The organism is Nocardia sp. SYP-A9097 (genome assembly GCF_009649815.1).
Lineage (GTDB): Bacteria > Actinomycetota > Actinomycetes > Mycobacteriales > Mycobacteriaceae > Nocardia.
This window is the reverse complement of the sequence record NZ_WJIC01000026.1, coordinates 44,642-66,760: the sequence shown is the minus strand read 5'-3', so window position 1 is coordinate 66,760 and position 22,119 is coordinate 44,642. Positions and strand designations below refer to the sequence as shown.

The window sequence follows — 22,119 nt, the reverse complement described above, 5'->3', positions numbered from 1 at the left end:
CACGCAATCGGTTGTGCCCCAACCGATTGCGGAACCAGTAGCCGGATTCGGGCGTGTCGCGGCCCCTGAATGCCGACACTTCATGTATGCGCCTTTTCTCGGCGCACTATTCAATTCACCCTTTTCTCAGGGGAGATGGTCCATATGACCCGATCTCGACAGCCGATTCTCGCGGTGGGCGGTATCGCCGCGGCGGCCGCGGCGCTCGTGCTGGCCGCGCCGAACGCCTCGGCGTATGTCACCAGCGTGAGCGTGTCCTCCGGCTCGGCGATCAGCCTCGGTAGCAGCAAGTACGGCACCAACTGCGGGTACACGGTCACCGTGAACGGCAGTCCGAACGAGTACGTCTGGCTCTACGACAGCAATAGCGCCACCTTCAGCCCGCAGCAGTTCAGCCTCGGCAGCGGCGGCAGCGCCACCTCGAGTTGGACGCCGACCTCCACGGGCACGCATGCGCTGCAGGCGTGGACGTACAACGGCTCGCAGTGGGCGTGGGTACAGGTGAGTACCGGGATCAATCTGGGTTCGGCCTGCGTGGTCAGCTGAGCGCGGTGAGCGGTCCGGCGCCGGGTGTGCGAATCCGCCCGGCGCCGGGCACTACCCTTGACCCGGTGCAGACAGGCCAGCCCCCCTCCGACGCAGAACCCCGTATCTGGGGTGGAACCACCCTCACCGAACGCCGTGCGGCCCGGCGCGCCGCGCTCTTGGACGCCGCGCTCGATCTGATCGGCGAATCCGGTGCGGGCGCGGTGACCATGCGCGCGGTCTGCCGCACCGCCAATCTCACCGACCGGTATTTCTATGAAAGCTTCAGCAGCCGAGACGAATTGCTCGATGTGCTGTACCGGCAGATCGCGGAGGAATTCCTGGAGCCGATGACCGCGTTCGCGGTCGCCGATGATCCGACTCGGGATCGGGCGCTCTCGCAGCTACTGGTCGACAAGGTCCTGGAAGATCCGCGCAAGTCCCGGCTGTTCCTGGTCGAGCCGTACTCCTCCACGGGGCTGGGGCAGACGACCATCGCGGTGATGCCCGCGTTCACGCGGTTGATTCAGGATCATCTCTTCGCCCATATCGAGGATCCGGTGCGGCGGCGCCTGGCGGCGGTCACCATGGCCAGCGGTAACGCGGGCATGTTCTCGGCATGGCTGAACGGGACGCTGCGCGCGACCCGTGAGCAGATCGTCGATCATCTGGTGGCGACCATCGCGGCGTATCGCACGATGTATCGCTGAGCCATTCCCGGAGCCATTCCCGCAGGTCACCCTCATGGTACGCGCGTACCACCATTGTGGTACGTTTCAACCATCAACGATGATCGAAGGGGCGGCCATGGCCAAGATCGGACGGTTCAGGAACGACGCGTCGCGGGAGGCATTCCTGCGGGCCTACACCGAGGCGGAAGCGCTGTGGCCGTTGCCCGCGACGACCTCCGATATCGAGACCTCCTTCGGTTCGACGCATGTGCGGCGCTCCGGGACGGGCGATGGCACGCCGATCGTGCTGCTGCACAACTTCGGCGGCAATGGGCTGACGTGGTACCAGGTCGTCGAGGACTTCGCACGGAACCGTGTCGTCTACGCGCTCGATACCGTCGGCACGGCGAGCCGCAGCGTGCAAACCGCGCCGCTGGCAAAGGAATCCGATTTCGCGGCCTGGCTGCAGCAAGTCCTGGACGCGCTGGGTCTCGAGCGAGTACATCTGATCGGCTATTCACACGGCGCGTGGCATACCGCCGCTGTGGCCCTGCATGATTCGCGCCGGCTGGCGAGCATCACCTTGATCGAACCCGGCGGCGTGCTGACCAAGCCGGAGTGGAAGATCCTGTGGAAGATGGTCCAGTTCGGCATGAAGGGCAAGAGCGATGCCAACCTGCGCGCGATGATGGAATGGCTCTCCCCCGGCGTCGAACTGACCCCACTGCAAGCCGCGCTGGTCAAACCCGCGATCGAGTACCGCATGAAGATCGGCTGGGCTCGGGTGCTCAAAGATGCCGAACTGCAATCGATTACGGTTCCGACGCTGGTGATCTTCGGCGGGGAGAGCCTGGTGGCGCATCCCGAGGTGGCCGGCGCGCGGATCGCCGAACATCTTCCGCACGGTGAAACCGTCACCTATCCGGGCGTCGGGCACGGCCTCCTGTTCCAGATACCGGACCAGATCGCCGCCCGCACACTCGAATTCATCGAACAGCACGAGGACGCACCCGCGACGCGATAGGTCGCCCGCAGGTCCGCGGGATCGCCCCGGCCGGCCTCGCGCCTACTCGCGGTTATGCAAGCACCGCGCGCTGTCGGCCCGGGTTGGCACAATGCGCGGTATGCGAGTGAGCTACTTCGACACCTTCGACCCTGTCCCGCGCGAGCGGTTGAATACCAATACCGTGGCGCGACTCGATGGGGTCGTGTCGTTCTCGGAGTTGCTGCCGGTTCTCGAGGAACTGCGGGCTCGATATGCCCCGGCGCGGCTGGTGTGCACGCTCGATGATGTGAACCAGTGCGCGTACACCAGCATGCACGCTTCCTTCGACGACCGGCTCGACTATCGCGATGACGGGTACGACGAAAAGGACTCCGCCGCAGTGCATCACGCGGACAACTCGGGTGCGGTCCGCATCGCCGCCGCCCTCGAGGATCCGGGCCTACGGGTCGAATGGGCGGCATTGGACGGCACGCGGGCCGGAACGGAGGCGACCATCGCGGCGCTGATCGAGGCGAATCGTCACCCCGAGCGTGTATTGGATGATGTGGTTTTGATTCAGCGCGTTCCGGTACCTCGCGATGATCTGGCGATCGCGGGAATCCCGAACGGCTACTTCGAAAGCGATTGGGATATCTTCCGAAACCACGCTGTCGTGCGCCGATTGGCCGTGCATGGTTACCGTCACATCGGTATCGGCGCGGCATTTCTGGGCTTCGACCGCCCCACCGCTCCAACTATGGACGAGGCGCACGCGGTGGCGGCTGATCTCGCACATCTCTACGGAGCAGCCGCCGCCCCGGAATGGCCGGAACTCGCCGCTGTCCTGGCCACGCAGCGGCTGCTGATCCTGGGCTACGCGGAGGATTTCACCGACACGCTCGACCGCTAGCGCGGACTGCATGCCGGTCGGACGATCACCAGGAGGTGATGGTCGCATCCATTCCCGAAATGCGACCGCCAGTTCCTGGTGATCACCTGTCCGGCAAGCGATTTCGGGTCAGGCGACCAGGGCCAGGCGGGGGGTGGTGGTCGCGGGGGTGGCGCGGGAGATCAGGCGGGTGAGGGCCGCGGCGACCCGGGTGGGCTGTTCCTGGATGACCGAGTGGCCGGCGCCTTCGATCAGGACCAGGTCGGCGTAGTCGATGGCGGTGGCCATGGCGATCGAGTGCGACGGCGGGGTCATCAGGTCGGCGGTGCCGCACAGGATCAGGGTGGGAATTTTCGACAGGACGGCGAGGGCGTCGGTGCGGTCGTAGGCGGTGAAGGCGGTGAGGTAGGCGGACATTGTCACGATGGGGGTGGGGTTGTGCATGGCGATGGCGAGGGTGAGCATGCGCGGGTCGATCCTGCGGTGACCGGCCTCGGCGGTGCGCACGATCGGGGCGAAAACGTTGCCCGCCAACAGTTTCGCGTGGTGCATCAGGGTGGGGGCGCAGCGCACGGCGGCATGGAAAACGGAGATGACCGGGTGGCACAGTAAGCGGCCGATACCGGCGTCGGCCAGGCCGGTGGCGGCGGTGGCGATGAGGCCGACCCCGGTGATGCGAGTGCCGACCTCGTGCGGGTTCTGCCCGATATAGGTCAGCACCGCCATACCACCCATCGAGTGTCCGACCAGGACCACCGGTCCGGCGGGGGCGACCGCGTCGAGTACATCACGCAGATCATGGCCGAGCTGTTCGAGGTTGTAGGTGCGCCACGACGCGGCGGCGGAGTCGCCGTGTCCGCGATGGTCGTAGCAGACGACCCGCGCCTCGGGATACCGGCGCAGCAGCGCATCGCGAATGCGGGTCCACAGCGCGGCCCGGCTGCAATGTCCGTGCAGCAGTACCACTGTCAGCTCCGCATCGGCCGGACCGTACGCGCGTACCGCGAGGTCCACCCCGTCCTCGGTTCGGACCGTGAGGTGCGTCGGCGCCGCGTGGGCGAGGGTGCTGGCGATCGGCATGGGTTCAGTCTTGCCCGCCCCGGCCGTGCGCGGCAGGGCCCCGAGTGGTGCCGATGCCGCCCGAAGGTGGCGCGAATCCCCACCTAGGTGAGGAGCGGAAACCGCTGGTGGCGCACGTGTTCCTCGATCACCATTGACATATGCAGGTAAATGCCTGCATGATTTGGGGGTGCAAGACGAACCGGATCTGGACCTGGTCTTCAAAGCGCTCGCCGACCCGACACGGCGGCTGGTGCTGGATCGACTGCGCGAACACAACGGGCAAACCCTGCGCGAATTGTGTGAGCGGGTGGAGATGGCCCGCCAATCGGTGACCCAGCACGTGGACATTCTGGTGCGCGCCGGACTCGTCACCGTGCTGCGGCGCGGGCGCGAACGGGTGCACTACATCAATCCGGCGCCCATCCATGACATCGAACAGCGCTGGATCTCCAGCTTCGACCGACCCCGACTGAACCTGATCAGCGCCATCAAGAACCGAGCACAGGAGTACGCCATGACCGCGACCATCCCCGACTACGTGTACGTCACCTACATTCACGCCAGCGCCGAACAGGTGTGGCAGGCCCTGACCGACGCGGATCTCACGTCCCAGTACTGGTTCCACGAGAACATCTCGGACTGGCAGGTCGGCTCGGAGTGGGAGCATCGCCGCGCGGACGGCTCGGGCGTGATCGACGTGGTCGGCAAGGTCCTCGAGGCGGACCCGCCCACTCGTCTGGTGCTGACCTTCGAGGATTCCCCGCAGGAGGAGCGCGAGCCCTCGGTGGTCACCTTCCAGGTCGATCCGCACATCGATATCGTGCGACTCACCGTCACCCACACGAATCTGCCGAATCAGGAAATGCTGCAAGGCATTTCGAGTGGCTGGCCGGCCGTGGTGTCCAATCTCAAATCTCTCCTGGAGACCGGCAAGGTGCTGCCGCAGGCGCCGTGGGAAGTATCCAAGGCCCATTCCTGATCCGCAGATCCGCGACCCCCTCCTCGAAGGAGACGCTCATGCTCGACACCACCGCCCTGCGCGCGGCCTACCGCGCCCTGCTCGAGGCCGCGGCCACCGTCGCCGAGGCACCGCATCGGCTCACCCCGCCGCCCGGGGAATGGAATGCCGATCAGATCCTGGCCCACGTCAGCCTGCTCACGGCGACCACCATCTCCGCCGCCTCCGCGGTCGCCGCGGGACAGCACACCACCTACGACAACCGGCTGGCCCTGGACACCTGGACCATCGACAATGTGGTGGCCCTGACCGGCGACAATGCGGCGCTGCGGGAGCGGCTGCGGCAGCAGGGCGAGGTGCTGTGCGCGCTGGGCGGTGCGGCCCTGACCGATCCGGAATTGGACACCCTCGTCCCGACTCGTCTGCTGTCGGCGGATACCCTGCTGCTGGATCAGCCTCTCGCGCTGCGTGATCTGATCAGCGGTCTGGCCGATGCCGAGCTCCCCGGTCATACCGATCAGCTTCTGGCGCTGCTGGCCGGCCGGTCCGCCACCGCTGCGGCCTGACCGGTCGCGCGAAATGCCGCGCAGCACGAACAGCGTTGCCCCGCTTCATATTTCGCCTCATCTCATACTGCCGCAGGCCTTCGGATATGGCCTGCGGCAGTTTTCGCGTCCACAGTTGCGCCCATCACAGGGGTTGCCGAATCCGGCGATCGGGGTGTTTACTCGCTGACGCAAGGTGCCGTCGTTAGCTGAGGCTCCTCCGCGGATACAGGCCGGCGACCCCGAACGTCGAGAGACGCCCCGGGTCAGGACAGGTCTCCCCGAGATAAGGGGTGATCCCGACCGGCTCCCACTCATGGTGGGTTACGCCGTGGAGTGCTGAAGGTCTTACGAGGGGTGGCTACCGTTCCGGCGATCAGCGCCGGATACCACCCTCTTTCCGGCGCGTATGCGGAGTGGCTGGGAGGTGATTGTCGTGCCCGATGGATCGGACAGAGTTCCGTTAGCCAATCGTTCACCAGGCGACACTCCCCCGGCCCGCCGCACGCCGATTTCCGCGCGCTAGCGTCCGTTCCCGAGTGCGCCGACCTCTACTTCGGAGGGCGTCATGACCACATGGGAAATGCTGCTTCGACTCGGCGCGGGTGTCGGGTTCGGCGCGGTGATCGGCTTCGAACGCCAGTATCGGGCACGCATGGCCGGACTGCGCACCAACGCACTCGTCGCCGCCGGTGCGACCCTGTTCGTACTGTTGTCCGCGCACGGCTTCAACGGTGCCGACGCGGACCCGACTCGTGTTGCGGCACAGATCGTTTCGGGCATCGGCTTCCTGGGCGCGGGTGTCATCCTGCGCGACGGGTTCAATATTCGCGGACTCAATACCGCGGCCACCCTGTGGTGCGCGGCCGCGGTCGGCTCACTGGCCGGGGCGGGCATGTACAGCACCGCGGCGGCGGGCACGGTCGCGGTGGTGGTGGTCAATACCGCTCTGCGCACCGCGGCGCGCGCGGTGGATCGGACCGACGATTCGGCCGATGAGGCGCTGTACGCGTTCACCGCGAGCACCGACGACGCGCATGAGGCCGCGGTGCGTTCGCTGCTGGTGCAGTCACTCGCGCGCACCGATTTTCGGCTGGTGTCGATCTCGAGCCACAATGTCGAACCCGATCGGGTGCAGGTGCGCGCGGAGTTGACCGGTGACCGGCGCGATGACCGGCAGATGGAGTCCGCGGTGAGCCGGTTGAGCCTGGAACCGTCGGTGACCAGCGTGGGCTGGCGCACCGTACCGCAGCCGGAGGTGCAGGCGTGAGCACCACCTACCCCACGCGGGGTGTACTGGATCGTCCGCGCTCGCGCTGGGCCGATATCGCGGTCTTCGCGGGCGCGGCGATCGCGATCTGGATCGCGGTGCGTGTCTCGGCGGGCATGGATGTGCCGTTCGATCACGCCGGCGCACCGTCCTCGATCTCCACCGATCCGGCGGAACTGCCGTACTACGCGGCGCGCTCGCTCATGCGCATGTTCCTGGCGCTGGGCTTGTCGATCGCGTTCACCTTCGTCTTCGCCACCGCCGCGGCGCGGTTGCCGCGCGCGGAGAAGGTGATGCTCCCGGCGCTCGATATTCTGCAGTCGGTGCCGATCCTGGGTTTCCTGTCGGTGACGGTGACCGGTTTCATCGCCCTGTTCCCGGGCTCGTCACTGGGTTTGGAGGCGGCGTCGATCTTCGCGATCTTCACCTCCCAAGCCTGGAATATGGCGTTCGCGTTCCACCACAGCCTCCTCTCGCAACCGCGTGAACTCGACGAGGCCGCCCGGAATTTGAGATTGTCACGCTGGCAACGGTTTTGGCGACTCGATGTGCCCAGCGGCATGTTCCCGCTGGTGTGGAACGCGATGATGAGTTTCGGTGGCGGCTGGTTCTTCCTCACCGCCGCCGAGGCGATCAGTGTCAACAATCGCGAGTACGCGCTGCCGGGAATCGGCTCCTATGTCGCCTCGGCCGCCGCCGAAAGCGATACCGGCAGAATCCTTTTGGCCGTACTCACCATGATCGTCATGGTGCTGGGACTGAATATTGTGTTCTGGCGGCCGATCACGGTGTGGGCGGAGCGATTCCGGTACGAGGACACCGAGGCCGCGCACGCCCCGCGCAGCCTGGTACTGGATGTGTTGCGCCGCTCGCATATTCCGCTGCTGCTGGGCAAGGTGTTCGGGCCGTTCATCTACCCGATCGATCGGGTGATGCGGGTCTTCGGGCCGGCCGAGCACCCGCTGTATGTGCCCGAAAAGCGCCGTCGCGCAAACGATGTGCTGTTCACCACGATCACCACGATCGTGCTGGCGGTGGGCTGCTACTACATGCTGCGCTATATCGGTGCCACTGTCGGCTTCGAGGAACTCGCGCACGCGGCCTACCTGGGTGCGATCACCCTGTCGCGCGTGCTCGTGCTGCTGGTGTTCGCGACCCTGATCTGGGTGCCGGTCGGAGTGTGGATCGGGTTGAACCCCAAGGTGTCCCGGCTCGCGCAGCCGATCGTGCAGGTCCTGGCGAGCTTTCCCGCCAACTTCCTGTTCCCCCTGGTGGGTGCGGTATTGGTGGCCACGGACGCGAGCCTGCAATGGGCGGGCATCGCGCTCATGGCATTGGGCGCGCAGTGGTACATCCTGTTCAACGTGATCGCCGGGGCCTCGGCGGTCCCCAATGATCTGCGGGAGGCGGCGGCGACGCTGCGGCTGCCGCGAATCCTGTGGTGGCGCACGCTGATTCTGCCCGCCATCTTCCCCAGCTATGTCACCGGCGCGATCACCGCCGCGGGCGGGGCCTGGAACGCCTCGATCGTCGCCGAGATCGTCACCTTCGGCTCCACCACGCTCACCGCGACGGGTTTGGGCGCGTACATCACCGAGGCCACCACCGCCGGTGACGGCCCGCGCATCCTGGTCGGCGTGCTCGTCATGAGCGCCTACGTGGTCGGGGTGAATCGACTCTGCTGGCGGCGCCTGTACACCCTCGCGCAGCGCCGCTACTCGCTCTGACAAGGAGACATCATGACCACCGTAACCACCGGTGAGATTCTCATCGATATCGACGATGTCGGTATGTCGTTCACCGGCGCCGCCGGGGAGCGCCTCAATGTGCTCGAACACGTGAATCTGCAAGTGCGCGACGGAGAGATCGTGGCGCTGCTGGGCCGCTCCGGCTCGGGCAAATCGACACTGCTGCGCGCGGTGGCCGGACTGCTGGCCCCCACCAGCGGACAGGTGCGCTATCGCGGCACGCCCTTGACAGGCGCGAATCCCGGTGCGGCACTGGTCTTCCAGTCGTTCGCGCTGATGCCGTGGCTGACCGTGCAGGACAATGTGGAACTGGGTTTGGCCGCACGCGGTATCTCACCCGCACGCCGCCACCAACTCGCCCTGCAGGCGATCGACCGGATCGGTTTGGACGGTTTCGAAACCGCGTACCCCAAGGAGCTGTCCGGCGGTATGCGCCAGCGCGTCGGTTTCGCCCGCGCCCTGGTCCTGGAACCGGATCTGCTGCTCATGGACGAACCGTTCTCGGCCCTGGACGTGCTGACCGCGGAGAATCTGCGCACCGAACTGGTGAACCTGTGGGCCACAACCGATTTCCCCACCCGCGCCATCTGCCTCGTCACCCACAATATCGAGGAAGCGGTGCAACTGGCCGACCGTGTGGTGGTGCTGGGCGCCAATCCCGGCCACATCATCGCCGAGGTGCGAGTGGATCAGCCCCGCCCCCGCAATCGTCGCGCACCCGGTTTCACCGCACTGGTCGATCACATCTATGGCCTGCTGACGGGCCGTGACACCGAAATCGCCGCCGCCACACCCGATACCGGCACCCCGTTCCGCACGCCCCTGCCCGATGCCTCGGTCGGCGGTATCGCCGGTCTGCTGGAATTGGTGTATGCCAAGGACGGTCGCGCCGATCTCCCGGTGATCGCCGATGAACTCAATTTCGAACTCGACGATCTCCTGCCCCTCGTCGACGCCGCCGCGCTATTGGGTTTCCTGCTCGTCGATTCCGGCGATGTCATTCTCACCGATGTCGGCTCGAATTTCACCACCGCGAATATCCACACCAGCAAACATGTTTTCGCCACCCAGGCGCGCCGGCGTGCCCCGCTGGTCCGCACCATCTGTAGTGCGCTGGTCGGTAGCTCCGACGGTTCGGCGCGCGCGGACTTCTTCCTGGACCTGCTGCGCCGCGGTTTCTCCGCCGAAGATGCCCGCCGCCAACTCGAATTGGCCATCGACTGGGGCCGCTACGGCGAACTCTACGACTACGACACCGATTCCGGCCGCCTCACCGCCGACCCGAGCGGGCCGGCGGCGACGTCCTAGCGGGCCTGCCGGAAAGCATGTCGCCCCCGCCGGATGATCCCGGCGGGGGCGAGATGGTGGTGTGAAAACCTCAGTGCGCGACGATGGCCGGCGCGTCGACCAGTTCCGGATTCTTCGGTTTGGTGCGGGGTAGGAAGAACGCCGGGATCAGGGTGACCGCGAGCAGGACCAGGGCCACGACGAAGGTGTGCGCGAACGCGGTGGCCGCCTGCTCGAAACCGGTGGGTAGCGCGCTGGCGATCGCCGGATCCTGCGCGATCGCCGGATTGGAGCGGGAGGCGATGGCCGCACCGGCGAGCGGGTGATTGTTGAGCAGGTTGGTCAGCACCACGGAAATGGTTGCGGTGCCGATGGATCCGGCGGTCTGGTTGACGATGTTCATCAGGGTCGAACCGCGTGCGACCTGCGCGTGGGTGAGGGTTTGAATGGCGGCGGTCATGGTCGGCATCATGGTGCAGCCCATACCCAGGCCCATCACGAACAGTGCCGCACACAGCGCCACGTACGAGGTGTCGGCGGTGACCTGGGTCAGGAAGGCCATGCCCAGCACCATGATCGAGATACCGGTGAGCACGATCTTGCCGGGCCCGATCTTGTCGACCAGGCGTCCGGCGATCGGCATGGTCAGCATGGCGCCCAAGCCCTGCGGGGCGATGAGCAGACCGGCCATCAAAGTCGATTCGCCACGGACCTGCTGCAGATAGCTGGGCAGCAGCAGACCCGAGCCGAAGAACGCCATCGCGAACAGGGTCATGGTGAGTACCGCATAGCGCAGCGACTTGTTCTTGAACAGTCGCAGATCGATCAGCGGATGTTCGGTGTGCAGCGCGCGATACACGAACGCCACCAACAGGATCGCGCCGATGATCGCCGGGATGAGCACCTTGCGCGAGGCGACGGTGCCCTCACCGGGAATCGAGGACACACCGAACAGGAACAGCGCCAAACCCGGTGAGGCCAGCAGCATTCCGATGAAGTCGAACGATTGCGAGGGTTCGGGCCGGTCCTGCGGGAACACGACGAACGCCAGCGTCAGCGCGATGATGCCGATGGGCAGGTTGATCAGGAAGATCCAATGCCAGCTGAAACTGTCGATCAGCCAGCCGCCGAGGATGGGGCCCATGATGGGGCCCAGCAGCATCGGCACACCCAGTACGGCCATGACGCGGCCGATGCGCTGCGGTCCGGCGGCGTGGGTCATGATCGTCATACCCAGGGGCATGAGCATGCCGCCACCCAAACCCTGGATGACGCGGAAAGCGATGAGCGACTCGATATTCCAGGCGGTGCTGCACAGGATGGAACCCAGGACGAAGAACACCAGCGCGGCCATATAGAGGCGTTTGGTGCCGAATCGGTCGGCGGCCCAGCCGGTCAGCGGGATCACGGTGGCCAGGGCCAGCGTGTAACCGGTCATGGTCCACGCGGCGATGGCGTAGGTGGTGTCGAACGTCTGCTGGAAGGTCGGGATCGCCACGGTCACGACGGTCACGTCGAGAATCGACATGATCGCGCCGAGCACGACGACGCCGGCGATCTTCAGAACGCCGGCATCCAGTTTGTCGTCGGCCGAATCCAGGGCCGGTATATCCGGAGGGGTGGTCACCGGTTAAGCCTGCCAGCTCGAGGGCCGGGGAACCAGAACTTTCTCACCTCGACACGCACAGGCATATTATCGGCACCTTTCACGATTGCGGAAGCGGCCGACCGAAACTCGGGCACCGCTCAGCGGCTCCCAAATGGTACCCAGCGGTAGCAATGACACAGTTATCGATTTGGTCGCGATATTCACCTCCGCGACGGCTCATTGCCGCACAACGCAACTACGCTGGTATTTCACCGCGAATCCGAGAAGTTGGCCACGATGTCCGACCCGGTAGAGGGACTCACCGGTACGCTGACGACGCCGATCCGGGGTCCACACATGCTCGGAGAGGTTCTGATCGCCATCCGAGGGGGAACCGAGCTGTACATCGCGCGCGCCGACCATGCCCTCGACTCCGGCACGCCCGTGCTCGTGGTCGCGGTGCATCCGGGACGGATCGTGGATGTGGTGCCGTGGATCCCACTCCCGGGCGATCATCGTGGGGAAATCTGAGATATCAAGGGAGACAACAGTGCTGGGTTATCACGTACCCGACCCGGATGAGGCCATGCTGGTCAGCGGCGGCGGCGCCAAGGCCGATGCGCCGTTCCGGGTGGTGATCGGTCACGGCGCCTGGGTGCTGCCGTGGTTCCGCAAGGTGCGGTTTCTGTCGCTGGCCATGTTCGAGGCCGAGATCGGCGAACGCTGCGTCACCAAACAGGCCATCCAACTCGATGTGCGCGCGGTGATCGCGTTCAAGGTCGCCAATGACACCACCTCGATAGTCAATGCCGCACAACGGTTCCTGTCCGAACAGGAACGCGAGATGTCGGTGCTGACCGGGCGTATCTTCTCCGGGCATCTGCGCTCGATCGTGGGCTCGATGACCGTGGAGGAGATCATTCGCGAACGCCAGAAGCTCGCCGACGAGGTGCTGGTGGCCTCGAAGGTGGAGATGGGCAATATCGGGCTGTGGGTGGACTCGTTCCAGATCCAGTCCATCGATGACGGCAATCTCGGCTACATCACCGCCCTGGCCGCCCCGCACAATGCGGCCGTACAGCGCGACGCGCAGATCGCGCAGGCCTCCGCGGCGCAGCTCGCGGCCCAGGCCGAACAGGAATCCCAGCGTAAACAGGCCGAATACCAGCGCGAGACGGCGCTGCTGCGCGCGCAGTACCAGCGCGATATCGACAAGGCCAATGCCGAAGCGGCGCAGGCGGGTCCGCTCGCGCAGGCCACCGCGCTGCAGGAGGTCATCACCGCCCAGGCCGAGCAGGCCCGCAAACAGGCCGAACTGCGTGAGCAGCAGTTGCAGACCGAGGTGGTCAAACCCGCTCTGGCCGAGGCGGAACGGGTGCGCATCCTGGCCGTGGCCGAGGCCGATCGCACCCGGATCCAGGCCGAGGCGGCGGCCTCGAACAATCGGATCGCACTGGATCAGCTTCTGATAGAACAGCTTCCGGAGATCGTGAAACAGGCCGCGACGGGGTTGTCCAATGCCAATCTGACGGTGCTCAATGGACCCGACGGGGTGAGTGAGATCGTCAATGGCATGGTGGGACAGGGGTTGACGGTGTTCAATTCGTTGCAAAAGGCACTTTCTTCCAACAATGATCGTGTCGCGGACTAGAGTTATCGCAGAGGGACGCGGCGTACGAGGAGCGGGTGTTCAGGTGTCCATCGGGAAATTGGTGTCGTTCGACAGCTCTCGGGGTTTCGGTTTCATCCGTCCGGAAGACGGTGGGCCGGACGTGTTCGTCCATGTCAACGACATCGGACTGGACGAAGATGAGCTGCGACAGGGGCGGGTGTTCGAATTCGATGTGACCGAGGGGGATCGTGGGCCCAAGGCCATCAATCTGTCCCTGGTCGCGGGTGCGCCACCGCCGGTGCGCGCGCATAAAAGCAAGGATCGGCCTGCGGGCGGGCCGATGAGCGCGTCCGAGCATCGGCGGTTGATCACCGAACTGCTCCTGGACGCGAGTCCGGCGCTCACGGCCGGGGAGATATTGACCATCCGGGACAGGCTGACGGCGTTCGCCGATCAGCACGGCTGGATCGAAAACTGAGCGGTACCGCAAAACCGACCAGTACGGCACTACGATCTTTTCTGGGACGCGGACCGGTGAATTCTCACCGGTCGCGCCGTCTACCTGGGTGAACCCAACCCGAGGAGGTCGTGTGGAGCTGCCCGTCACCCCACCGGTGAAACCGATGCTGGCCAAATCGGTCTCGACCCTGCCCCGCGAGGGGGGTTTGCGCTATGAACCCAAATGGGACGGGTTCCGGTGCATCGTCTTTCGCGACGGCGACGAGATCGAACTCGGATCCCGCAATGATCGACCACTCACTCGGTACTTCCCCGAACTTGTCGAACTGCTGCGCAAGGCGCTGCCGGACAAGTGTGTGGTGGACGGTGAGATCGTCATCGTCACCGAGAACGGCCTCGATTTCGACACGCTGCAGCAGCGGTTGCATCCGGCGGCCTCGCGGGTGAACAAGCTGGCGGTGGAGACACCGGCCAGTTTCGTCGGGTTCGATCTGCTCGCGCTCGGTGATCGGGATCTGACGGGTGAGCCGTTCTCCGAACGCCGCAGGCTGCTGGAGACGATTCTGCACGGCGGTGGGGACGGCACGGACGGGCTCGAACGCATCCACCTGACTCCCATCACCGATGATCCCGATGTGGCGCAGGACTGGTTCACCCGGTTCGAGGGCGCGGGTTTCGACGGGGTGATGGTCAAGGCCGCGGATCTGGCGTATCTGCAGGACAAGCGGGTCATGTTCAAGGTCAAGCATGAACGGACCGCCGATTGTGTGATCGCCGGATTCCGCTGGCACAAGGACGGCCAGGGTGTGGGGTCGCTGCTGCTGGGGCTCTTCGATGCCGAGGGCAGTCTGCATCATGTCGGGGTGGCGAGCAGTTTCACCGCCGCCCGGCGCAAGGAACTCGTCGACGAGCTCGCGCCTTTGCGGGTGGACGCGTTGGAGAATCATCCGTGGCGGGAGTGGGCCGATGCCGCCGCCCAGGCCCGCGCGGACGGCAAAATGCCGGGCGGAGTGAGCCGTTGGACCGGCGGTAAGGATCTGTCCTGGGAGCCGTTGCGCACCGAACTGGTCGCCGAGGTCCGCTATGAGCATGTGATGGCGGGGCGGCTGCGCCACGGTGGGCGGCTGGTGCGGTTCCGCACCGACCGCACCCCCGAATCCTGTACCTATGCCCAGCTCGACGAGGTCGCCCCCGCCGAGCTGTCGGCGATTTTCGATGAGGCGAAAGGTGTTGCGCGGTGAGCGATTCCATCGAGCTCGAGGTGGACGGGCACAGCGTGACCCTCTCCAATCCCGGCAAGGTCTACTTCAACAAGCGCGGCGAAACCAAATTGGATCTGGCCAACTATTACCTGTCGGTGGCCGAACCGATCATGAACACCATTCGTGACCGCCCGGTCCTGCTCGAGCGTTATCCCGATGGGGCGTCCGGTAAGTCGTGGTTCCAGAAACGTGTCCCCAAATCGGTCCCGGATTGGTTGCGGACGACGGTGGTCTGCACCCCCAACGGCACCACCAGTGACGCCCTCGTGGCCGCCGATATGGCGCATATTCTGTGGGCGGTGAACCTGGGCTGCTTGGGTTTTCACGTCTGGCCCACCCACGCCGGCGCCGAACTCGAGGCCGCCACCCCGCAGGTCCACGACGCCAACGGCGATCTGCTTCCCCCGACCGGGATCACCGACGAACTCCGCATCGACCTGGATCCCTCGCCCGGTATCAGCTTCGAGGATCTGCGCGAAGCCGCAAGGCGCACACGGGATCTGTGCACCGAGCTCGGCATCGATGTGCGGGTGAAAACCTCCGGCTCGCGCGGCCTGCACCTGTACGCCCTGCTGGAACCGCGCTGGGATGGCTACCAAGTCCGTTCCGCCGCAGTGGCTTTGGCCCGCGAACTCGAACGCCGCCACCCCGACACCATCACCGCGGCGTGGTGGAAGGAGGAACGCGGCTCCCGGGTCTTCGTCGACTTCAACCAAAACGCGCCCCACAAAACAGTTTTCGGCGCCTGGTGCGTACGCCCGAAGGTAGGCGCCCAAGTCTCCACTCCCCTGTCCTGGGACGCCCTGGACTCGGTCACCAACGACGATATGACCATCGCGACGGTCCCCGCGCGCGTCGCCGCTCTAGGGGACCCCTGGTCCGACCGCCTCCCTCAATCCTTGACTCCCCTGCTGGAAATGTCGGAAAAGGACCTGGCCTCGGGCCTGATGGACGCTCCCTGGCCGCCCCAATACCCGAAAATGCCCAACGAGCCACCCCGCGTGCAACCCAGCCGCAAAGCCACCCCGAAGGACTCGTAGTCGGCGGGAATCCTCGAGTACCGCGAATTCCGCTCTGCTGGCGTAAAACGTTGCCAGCATATTGCCGCTGATCCGTACAAGGACGGGAGTCATCATGCGAGGCGTTCCGAAATTCGCGGCAGTACCCCTCCTGCCGATCGTCGTATTCGCAGTATCGGCCGGTCCCGCGTCCGCGGACCCGGTATCTTTCGACCCCGCGCACGTCGACGTGGGAACCGGATGCGCGGGAACGGTCCGCGCCGAGGTATCCGCCAGCCAGGGACAGCAGGCCGGTGAATTCGTCGATTTCATCGACAGCTCGTCCAGGGTGCAGGTGAATTTCACCCCCGACACGAACGCGAACCCGCTCGACTCGTTATCGGCTTCGCCGGGTGCGGCGAACGACTGCCAGGTCACCACCACGGTCACCATGCGCAATATCGACACCGGCGTGAGCACCACCGACACCCGCACCACCGCGCATGACGGGCATTACGGTTGGAATGCCGCCTTTTTCACCCTCGCCGGCGCGGGGCGCGTCACGGTCCAGGTGAGCACCAATCCCACCCCCGCCGAAGTGACAATCGACGTCCCCGCCCCGTAATAGCCGCGAGATCCGGTGTCTGTCAACGGTATCGGCCGAATGTGGCGCGCAGGTCGTCGATGATGAGGTCCGGTTCCTCCATCGCCGCGAAGTGTCCACCGCGATCGAATTCGGTCCAGCGCACGATGTTGTGGTTCCGCTCGGCGATGCGGCGGACCGGGATGCCGAGGTCGTACGGCATCACCGCCACGGCGACCGGAACGTCGGTGTCCGGTTCGGGCGCGCCCCAGGTCGCGGCGCCTTCGTAGTAGTAGCGCGCCGAGGAGCCCGCGGTGCCGTTGAGCCAATAGATCATGACGTTGGTCAGCATGGCGTCACGATCGACGGCGTCCTCGGGCACCTCGGTCGAGTCGGTCCAGTCCTTGAATCGTTCGACGATCCACGCCAACTGACCCACCGGGGAATCGGCGAGCGCGTAGGACAGCGTCTGCGGCCGACTGGCTTGCAACATCGCGTACGCGCCGAGTTCGTACTGTGCGCGCTGCGCCAGCTGCAGGGCGCGCTTCTCGGCGGGATTGTCGAGGTCGGCCGTCTCGGGAGTGACGGTGGCTGAGGCGATCATCGTAAGATGCAGTGCCACAACGTGTTCGGGATCGATCACGGCGAGTTCCCGCGAGATGGCCGCGCCGGTGTCCTCCCCGTGTGCGGCGTAGCGGTCATAGCCGAGCCGCGCCATCAGTTCGGCCCACGCCCGCGCGGCCCGGCTTGTCGACCAGCCGACCACGGGCCCGGACCAGCCGAATCCGGGGATGGTCGGCACGACGACATCGAAGGCGTCCTCGGCGCGGCCACCGTGCACGAGCGGATCGGTCAGCGGACCGATCACGTCGAGGAACTCCACGATCGATCCCGGCCACCCGTGGGTGAGAATCAGCGCCATCGCGCCGGGCACCGCGGACCGGACATGGATGAAGTGCACATTGTGCCCGTCGATCTCGGTGCGGAACTGGGGGAACTCGTTGAGTCGCGCCTCCTGCGCCCGCCAGTCGTAGCTGGTGCGCCAGTACCGCACCAGCTCCTGCGTGTAATCGAGCGGAATGCCCTGCGCCCAGCCGACTCCGGTGACACCGTCGGGCCAGCGGGTCTGGTCCAGTCGCCGATGCAGGTCGTCGAGCTGGGGCAAGCTGCGCACACTCGGCTACCCCGTGCACGCGGTCGCCGGAGCGTCCGGATATCGCCTGGGCGCGGGAACCAAACTGCCCCCGCTGCTCTTGAACGATGAGGAGGCGGTCGCGGTTGTCGTCGGGTTGCGCACCGCGGCGGGCGGAACGATCACCGGTATCGAGGAGAGTTCGCTGCGGGCGCTCGCGAAGCTCGAGCAGATCCTGCCCGCCCGGTTGCGGCAGCGAGTCTCGGCGCTGCGGGCGGCGACCGTCACCATGCCGGCGGGCACGCCGTCCGTGGACGCGGACGTGCTCACCACGATCGCCGCCGCGATCCGCGACCACGAACAGCTCCGCTTCGACTACCGCACCCACGACGGCTCCGAGATCCGGCGCGCGGCCGAACCGCATCGGCTCGTACACACCGGACGGCACTGGTATCTGGTCGGCTGGGACATCGAGAAGAAGGATTGGCGCACCTACCGGGTCGACCGCCTCCGCCCGCGCATCCCCAACGGGCCACGATTCAGCCCGCGCGAGGCACCCGAGGTCGACCTGACCGGCTGGGTGTCCCGCGGGGTCAGCACCGCCCCCTACCGCTACCGGGCGCGCATCACCCTCGAGGTAGCGGCCGCGGTCGCGGCGGACCGCATCCCACCGACCATCGGTGTCATCGAAGCGATCGACGATGAGCATTGCCTGCTGCACACCGGCTCGAACTCGCTCGACGAAATAGCCGTCTACACAGGACTTTTCGGCTTCGGATTCCATGTGCACGAACCACCCGAACTAATCGACCACCTCCGCGCACTCGCCCACCGCCTCACCGCGGCCATCACGCCCCGCGACGACGCACCCGGTTCGCCCGACCACCCAGACGGGAACGATCTGGGTGAGGGATGGGAACGACCCGGGGTGAGCGGTGGGCTCGGCGGGGTTCGGGGGTGATGATTGCTGGGTGGGGATCGAGCGGGTGCGGGTGCGGTGTGTGCTGGTGTACGGGGACGGTGAGACGGCGGTGGCCTATCTCGAAACGCCTTGGCATCCGGCGCGATCGCCGCTGGCCTGGGCCGCCCAGGAGATAGCGGGACAGGCCGGGCTGCCCACCAATGAGCTGCCCGGCCGGGAGTTTTGGGTCGATGTGCAGCGGTTGCCCGAGGGCGCGCTGCGGCTTTCGGGGTTTCTGCTGGTGTTCGACCCGCGACTGTAGTGCGTGCGCTACGCGGACATGTTGCTAGTTCGCGTGCGCGGTCAGCAGCGGGGCGAGGGTGCGCAGGGCTTGCAGGTGATCGCCGCCGACGACCTGCAGGGCGACATGGTCGCCGCCGGCACGCAGGTGTGCGGTGGCGGCGTCGAGGATGCGGTCGGGCGTGCCGTGCAGGATGAGCGCGTCGACGAGGCGGTCGCTGCCGGGGCCTTCGAGCTCCTCGGGTCCGAAACCGGAGCGGCGCAGGTTGTTCGCGTAGTTGCTGAGGGTGAGGTAGAAGCGGGTGTAGTCGCGGCCGATGGTGCGGGCGCGCTCGGGGTCGGCGTCCAGCACGATCTTGTGTTCGGTGGCGATCAGGGTGTCGGGGCCGAGCAGGGTGCGCAGGGCCGCGGTGTGGTCGGGGGTGGTCAGGTAGGGCAGGGCTCCGGCGGTGCGGTCGCGCGCGAGTTCGGCGACCTTCGGGCCGAGGGCGGCCAGGGCGCGACGCTCCTTCGGCACTCCGGCCTCGTCCAGCTCGTCGAGGTAATTCACCAGTGCGTCAAAGGGTTTGGTGTATCCGTCGTTCTGCTCGCGGTGCCCGGCGCCGATACCGAGCAGGAACCGGCCGGGGTAGCGGTCCTCGAGGCGGTGGAAGGTTCGCGCGGATTCCTCGGCCGGGGACGCCCACACATTGACGATGCTGGTGCCGATGGTGATCGACTCCGAGGCGGACAGGAGTGCCTCGTAGCCGTCCCAGTCCGCGGCGGGCGAGCTGCCCAGCCATATCGCGCCGTAGCCGAGTTGTTCGAGTTCACGCACCCCGTCGGGGGTCGCCATCGGATGGGGCAGCCACACCCCGAATTTGCCCAGTCGATCATTCGCCATACCTGCGGGCAACAGCTCCGCTGCGACTCGCATTCCCCCGCAGGCAGATTCGAGTTCGGATTCAGTTCGCGCTGTCGAAGGCGGCACGGGCGGCGAAGACATCGTCCATGTTCTCCTCGGCCCAGTCCTTGAGCAGATGCAGGATGGGGATCAGGCTGCGCCCGAGCGGGGTGAGCGCGTAGTCCACGCGCACCGGGACCTGCGCGGTCACGTGACGGGTGAGCAGGCCGTCCCGTTCGAGGGTGCGCAGGGTTTGGGTGAGCATCTTGTTGGTGATACCCGCGACGATGGCGGAGATTTCACCGTACCGGCGCGGACCCTCGGTGAGAGTGGACAGCACCAGGCCGGTCCATTTGTCGCCGAGGGTGTCCATGAGTTTGTTGGTGGGGCAGGCCGCGACGAAGGCGTTGTAGGCGTTCTTGCGCTGTTCGCGCTGCTGGGACACGGTTCGGGTGGGCACGCGGATTCCTTCCGGTGGGCTAGGCACTTGCCGGTGCCTTCTTCTCACGAGGTGACTGCCGGGCTTAATTTGGGGATGCGCCCGCTGCCGGATTACCGGCGGAGGCGTTCCACCGGTGGACATTCCAACTCATCTCATACTCAGGAGCATTCCGATGCGTGCTGTGGCATTTCGTGAATTCGGCGGGCCGGAGGTCTTGACCGTCCTGGACCTGCCCATACCTACCCCCGGCGCGGGGCAGGTGCTGGTGAAAGTTGTTGCGAGCCCGGTGAATCCGGCGGACACCGCGGCTCGCGCCGGATACTTGACGGGCCTGCTGCCCGAACGGGAGATCTATATTCCGGGGCTGGAGTTCGCCGGAACCGTCCACGGGCTGGGCGCGGGCGTCACCGCGTTCACCGTGGGGCAACCGGTCATCGGATTGCTGCCGTGGCTGGCCGATCCGGTCGGCGCGGCCGCCGAGTACGTGGTGATCGACGCGGATATCCTCGCCCCGGCTCCGCAAGCCGCGGATCTGGTCGCGGCGTCCACCCTCCCGCTGAATGCCATCACCGCGGATCTGGCGGTGTCCGCGGCCCAACCCACCCGGGGGCAGACCGTGCTGGTCACCGGCGCGGCCGGCGGTGTGGGCGGATACGCGGTGCAGTTGGCGGCCGCGAGCGGCGCGCAGGTGATCGCGGTGGCCGGTGCGGGCGATGCGGAACTCGTACGTTCTTTGGGCGCAACCGATTTCGTGGACCGTGAGCACGCTGATCTCGAATCGCTGCGCGCACTGGGTATCGACGCGGTCATCGACGCCGCGGTGCGCGGTGCGGAATTGATCGCCGTGGTCCGTGAGGGCGGCCGGTTCGTGGCACTGCTCCCGCCCGCCGCCCCGCAATCCGAGCGCGGGATCACCGTGCACACCGTGCAGCAGGCCCCCAATGGTGCCCGCCTCGCCGAACTGGCCGAACTGGTCGACGCCGGCACCCTGACCTTGCGGGTCGCGGACACCGTTGCGTTCGCCGACGCCGGATCCGCGCACGCCCGCTTCGAAAAGGGCGGGCTACGCGGACGACTGGTCCTGCTGCCCTGACGCCGCGATACCGGAGCCCGCACCCGGCGAGCTCCGGTATCTGCCCGGCGCGACACCGAATTCGCGTTTGAACGCCTTGGCGAACGCGAATTCGGAGGTGTACCCGAAGCGTTCGGCCACCACCCGCACCAGGGCGTCACTCTCACGCAGCACCCGCGCCGCCAAGGTCATACGCCACCAGGTCAGATAGGTTTGCGGGGCGATGCCGACGGTCGCGGTGAAACGCCGGGCGAACATCGACCGGGACAGACCCGCCTGTGCGCCAAGGGATTTCACCGTCCACGGCGCTCCGGGATCGGCATGCATGGCCGCCAGCGCGGCATAGATCGCCGGATCGCGCAGCGCCCCCGCCCACCCGCTCACATCGGGTTGATCGTCGTACCAGGCACGCAACATGTACTGCAGCAGCACTTCCAGCAGCGGCGCGATCACCCCGGATTGCTGCCGGGTGTCGAGTTCGAGTCCGAGCAGGTCGATCGCCCCGCGCAAGGCCGTGTGATGCCCGATACGGGCGGGCAGGTGAATCACATCGGGTAGTTCACTCAGCAGCGGATGCGCACGCGACTGGTCCAGAATGTATGCGCCGCACAACAATACGGTGGTCTCATGCCCGCCGGGCGCATCACGGTCGGCATGCGCGCCGGCGGGCCGGTCACCGATGGCGTGCCCCGTTTCGCGTGGCAGGAACGCCACATCCCCGACCTGCAAGTGGATCGGATCCCCGCGCGCGGGGGTGAGCCAGCACGAACCACGCAGCACCACATGGAATCCCGCGCCGTCCTGCGGCGGGAAACGCAGACCCCATGGCGCGCGCATCTCGGTGCGATTGGAATGCGGTGTGCCGATACGCATGGCCGCCACGGCATCGCTGAGAATATCCACCCTGTCCACCATACGTCGGGTGCGCACACTCCAGGACGTTCGGA

The 22,119-nt window shown here is 66.2% G+C and carries 24 protein-coding genes and 1 riboswitch; of the genes, 18 read left to right on the top strand and 6 right to left on the bottom strand.

Annotated elements, in window-relative coordinates; all coding sequences use genetic code 11:
• Window positions 1–144: 144 nt before the first annotated feature.
• From GFY24_RS33340 to GFY24_RS33325, 4 genes are all read left to right on the top strand, one after another.
• Window positions 145–546 carry a hypothetical protein gene (locus tag GFY24_RS33340; RefSeq protein WP_153809093.1) on the top strand — a complete coding sequence of 134 codons (402 nt, stop codon included), beginning with the start codon at window positions 145–147 and terminating at the stop codon, window positions 544–546.
• Between the two features lie 65 nt (window positions 547–611).
• On the top strand, window positions 612–1,235 hold the full coding sequence (locus tag GFY24_RS33335) for a TetR/AcrR family transcriptional regulator (RefSeq protein ID WP_309231637.1): 624 nt from the start codon (window positions 612–614) through the stop codon (window positions 1,233–1,235).
• A gap of 97 nt (window positions 1,236–1,332) precedes the next feature.
• Window positions 1,333–2,220, top strand: coding sequence for an alpha/beta fold hydrolase (locus tag GFY24_RS33330; RefSeq protein ID WP_153809134.1), 888 nt, complete (start codon window positions 1,333–1,335; stop codon window positions 2,218–2,220).
• 100 nt (window positions 2,221–2,320) lie between these two features.
• Entirely contained in the window at window positions 2,321–3,091 is a 771-nt protein-coding gene (locus GFY24_RS33325; RefSeq protein ID WP_153809092.1) for a hypothetical protein, read from the top strand.
• Between the two features lie 108 nt (window positions 3,092–3,199).
• Here GFY24_RS33325 and GFY24_RS33320 read toward each other — a convergent pair whose 3' ends face one another.
• Complete coding sequence (locus GFY24_RS33320) at window positions 3,200–4,150, bottom strand: alpha/beta fold hydrolase (protein ID WP_153809091.1); 951 nt, start codon at window positions 4,148–4,150, stop codon at window positions 3,200–3,202.
• A gap of 193 nt (window positions 4,151–4,343) precedes the next feature.
• Between GFY24_RS33320 and GFY24_RS33315 the strand changes: the two genes are divergently transcribed.
• From GFY24_RS33315 to GFY24_RS33295, 5 genes are all read left to right on the top strand, one after another.
• Window positions 4,344–5,111 carry a metalloregulator ArsR/SmtB family transcription factor gene (locus tag GFY24_RS33315; RefSeq protein WP_228566895.1) on the top strand — a complete coding sequence of 256 codons (768 nt, stop codon included), beginning with the start codon at window positions 4,344–4,346 and terminating at the stop codon, window positions 5,109–5,111.
• A 38-nt stretch (window positions 5,112–5,149) separates the two neighbouring features.
• Window positions 5,150–5,656: a hypothetical protein gene (locus tag GFY24_RS33310; protein ID WP_153809090.1), complete on the top strand. Its 507-nt coding sequence runs from the start codon at window positions 5,150–5,152 to the stop codon at window positions 5,654–5,656.
• A 173-nt stretch (window positions 5,657–5,829) separates the two neighbouring features.
• Window positions 5,830–6,001: riboswitch (M-box (ykoK) riboswitch) on the top strand.
• 202 nt (window positions 6,002–6,203) lie between these two features.
• A complete protein-coding gene (locus GFY24_RS33305; RefSeq protein ID WP_153809089.1) occupies window positions 6,204–6,905 on the top strand; it encodes an MgtC/SapB family protein in 702 nt (233 codons plus the stop codon).
• Complete coding sequence (locus GFY24_RS33300; protein ID WP_309231636.1) at window positions 6,902–8,632, top strand: ABC transporter permease subunit; 1,731 nt, start codon at window positions 6,902–6,904, stop codon at window positions 8,630–8,632. Before GFY24_RS33305 ends, GFY24_RS33300 begins: the two co-directional genes overlap by 4 nt.
• 12 nt (window positions 8,633–8,644) lie before the next feature.
• Window positions 8,645–9,961 carry a nitrate/sulfonate/bicarbonate ABC transporter ATP-binding protein gene (locus GFY24_RS33295; RefSeq protein WP_153809088.1) on the top strand — a complete coding sequence of 439 codons (1,317 nt, stop codon included), beginning with the start codon at window positions 8,645–8,647 and terminating at the stop codon, window positions 9,959–9,961.
• Between the two features lie 70 nt (window positions 9,962–10,031).
• Here the strand turns inward: GFY24_RS33295 and GFY24_RS33290 are convergent, their stop codons facing one another.
• Window positions 10,032–11,567, bottom strand: a complete 1,536-nt coding sequence (locus GFY24_RS33290; protein WP_309231635.1) for a DHA2 family efflux MFS transporter permease subunit — start codon at window positions 11,565–11,567, stop codon at window positions 10,032–10,034.
• Between the two features lie 258 nt (window positions 11,568–11,825).
• Here GFY24_RS33290 and GFY24_RS33285 point away from each other — a divergent pair, with 258 nt between their 5' ends.
• From GFY24_RS33285 to GFY24_RS33260, 6 genes are all read left to right on the top strand, one after another.
• On the top strand, window positions 11,826–12,059 hold the full coding sequence (locus tag GFY24_RS33285; protein ID WP_153809087.1) for a hypothetical protein: 234 nt from the start codon (window positions 11,826–11,828) through the stop codon (window positions 12,057–12,059).
• Between the two features lie 19 nt (window positions 12,060–12,078).
• Window positions 12,079–13,179: an SPFH domain-containing protein gene (locus GFY24_RS33280; RefSeq protein ID WP_309231634.1), complete on the top strand. Its 1,101-nt coding sequence runs from the start codon at window positions 12,079–12,081 to the stop codon at window positions 13,177–13,179.
• A 43-nt stretch (window positions 13,180–13,222) separates the two neighbouring features.
• Entirely contained in the window at window positions 13,223–13,618 is a 396-nt protein-coding gene (locus tag GFY24_RS33275) for a cold-shock protein (RefSeq protein ID WP_375336135.1), read from the top strand.
• A 112-nt stretch (window positions 13,619–13,730) separates the two neighbouring features.
• Window positions 13,731–14,840 carry an ATP-dependent DNA ligase gene (locus tag GFY24_RS33270; protein WP_309231633.1) on the top strand — a complete coding sequence of 370 codons (1,110 nt, stop codon included), beginning with the start codon at window positions 13,731–13,733 and terminating at the stop codon, window positions 14,838–14,840.
• Window positions 14,837–15,901: an ATP-dependent DNA ligase gene (locus tag GFY24_RS33265; RefSeq protein WP_309231632.1), complete on the top strand. Its 1,065-nt coding sequence runs from the start codon at window positions 14,837–14,839 to the stop codon at window positions 15,899–15,901. The genes GFY24_RS33270 and GFY24_RS33265 overlap by 4 nt, the downstream gene beginning before the upstream one ends.
• Window positions 15,902–15,995: 94 nt before the next feature.
• Window positions 15,996–16,484, top strand: a complete 489-nt coding sequence (locus GFY24_RS33260; protein WP_153809084.1) for a hypothetical protein — start codon at window positions 15,996–15,998, stop codon at window positions 16,482–16,484.
• A gap of 22 nt (window positions 16,485–16,506) precedes the next feature.
• Here GFY24_RS33260 and GFY24_RS33255 read toward each other — a convergent pair whose 3' ends face one another.
• Complete coding sequence (locus GFY24_RS33255) at window positions 16,507–17,616, bottom strand: epoxide hydrolase (RefSeq protein WP_309231631.1); 1,110 nt, start codon at window positions 17,614–17,616, stop codon at window positions 16,507–16,509.
• Between the two features lie 13 nt (window positions 17,617–17,629).
• On the opposite strand from GFY24_RS33255, the gene GFY24_RS33250 reads away from it, so the two are divergent.
• Window positions 17,630–18,535: a WYL domain-containing protein gene (locus GFY24_RS33250; RefSeq protein WP_309231630.1), complete on the top strand. Its 906-nt coding sequence runs from the start codon at window positions 17,630–17,632 to the stop codon at window positions 18,533–18,535.
• A gap of 10 nt (window positions 18,536–18,545) precedes the next feature.
• Entirely contained in the window at window positions 18,546–18,797 is a 252-nt protein-coding gene (locus GFY24_RS33245) for a hypothetical protein (RefSeq protein WP_153809081.1), read from the top strand.
• Between the two features lie 24 nt (window positions 18,798–18,821).
• Here the strand turns inward: GFY24_RS33245 and GFY24_RS33240 are convergent, their stop codons facing one another.
• Together GFY24_RS33240 and GFY24_RS33235 are read right to left on the bottom strand one after the other, a co-directional pair.
• A complete protein-coding gene (locus GFY24_RS33240; protein ID WP_228566885.1) occupies window positions 18,822–19,691 on the bottom strand; it encodes an LLM class F420-dependent oxidoreductase in 870 nt (289 codons plus the stop codon).
• Between the two features lie 28 nt (window positions 19,692–19,719).
• A complete protein-coding gene (locus GFY24_RS33235; protein ID WP_309231629.1) occupies window positions 19,720–20,118 on the bottom strand; it encodes a helix-turn-helix domain-containing protein in 399 nt (132 codons plus the stop codon).
• Window positions 20,119–20,272: 154 nt separating this feature from the next.
• Here GFY24_RS33235 and GFY24_RS33230 point away from each other — a divergent pair, with 154 nt between their 5' ends.
• Entirely contained in the window at window positions 20,273–21,193 is a 921-nt protein-coding gene (locus GFY24_RS33230; protein WP_153809079.1) for an NADP-dependent oxidoreductase, read from the top strand.
• On the opposite strand, the gene GFY24_RS33225 is transcribed toward GFY24_RS33230, so the two are convergent.
• Window positions 21,164–22,075 (bottom strand): AraC family transcriptional regulator, encoded by a 912-nt coding sequence (locus GFY24_RS33225; RefSeq protein WP_309231628.1) that lies wholly within the window; start codon window positions 22,073–22,075, stop codon window positions 21,164–21,166. The two genes, GFY24_RS33230 and GFY24_RS33225, sit on opposite strands and share 30 nt — an antisense overlap.
• Between the last annotated feature and the right edge of the window lie 44 nt (window positions 22,076–22,119).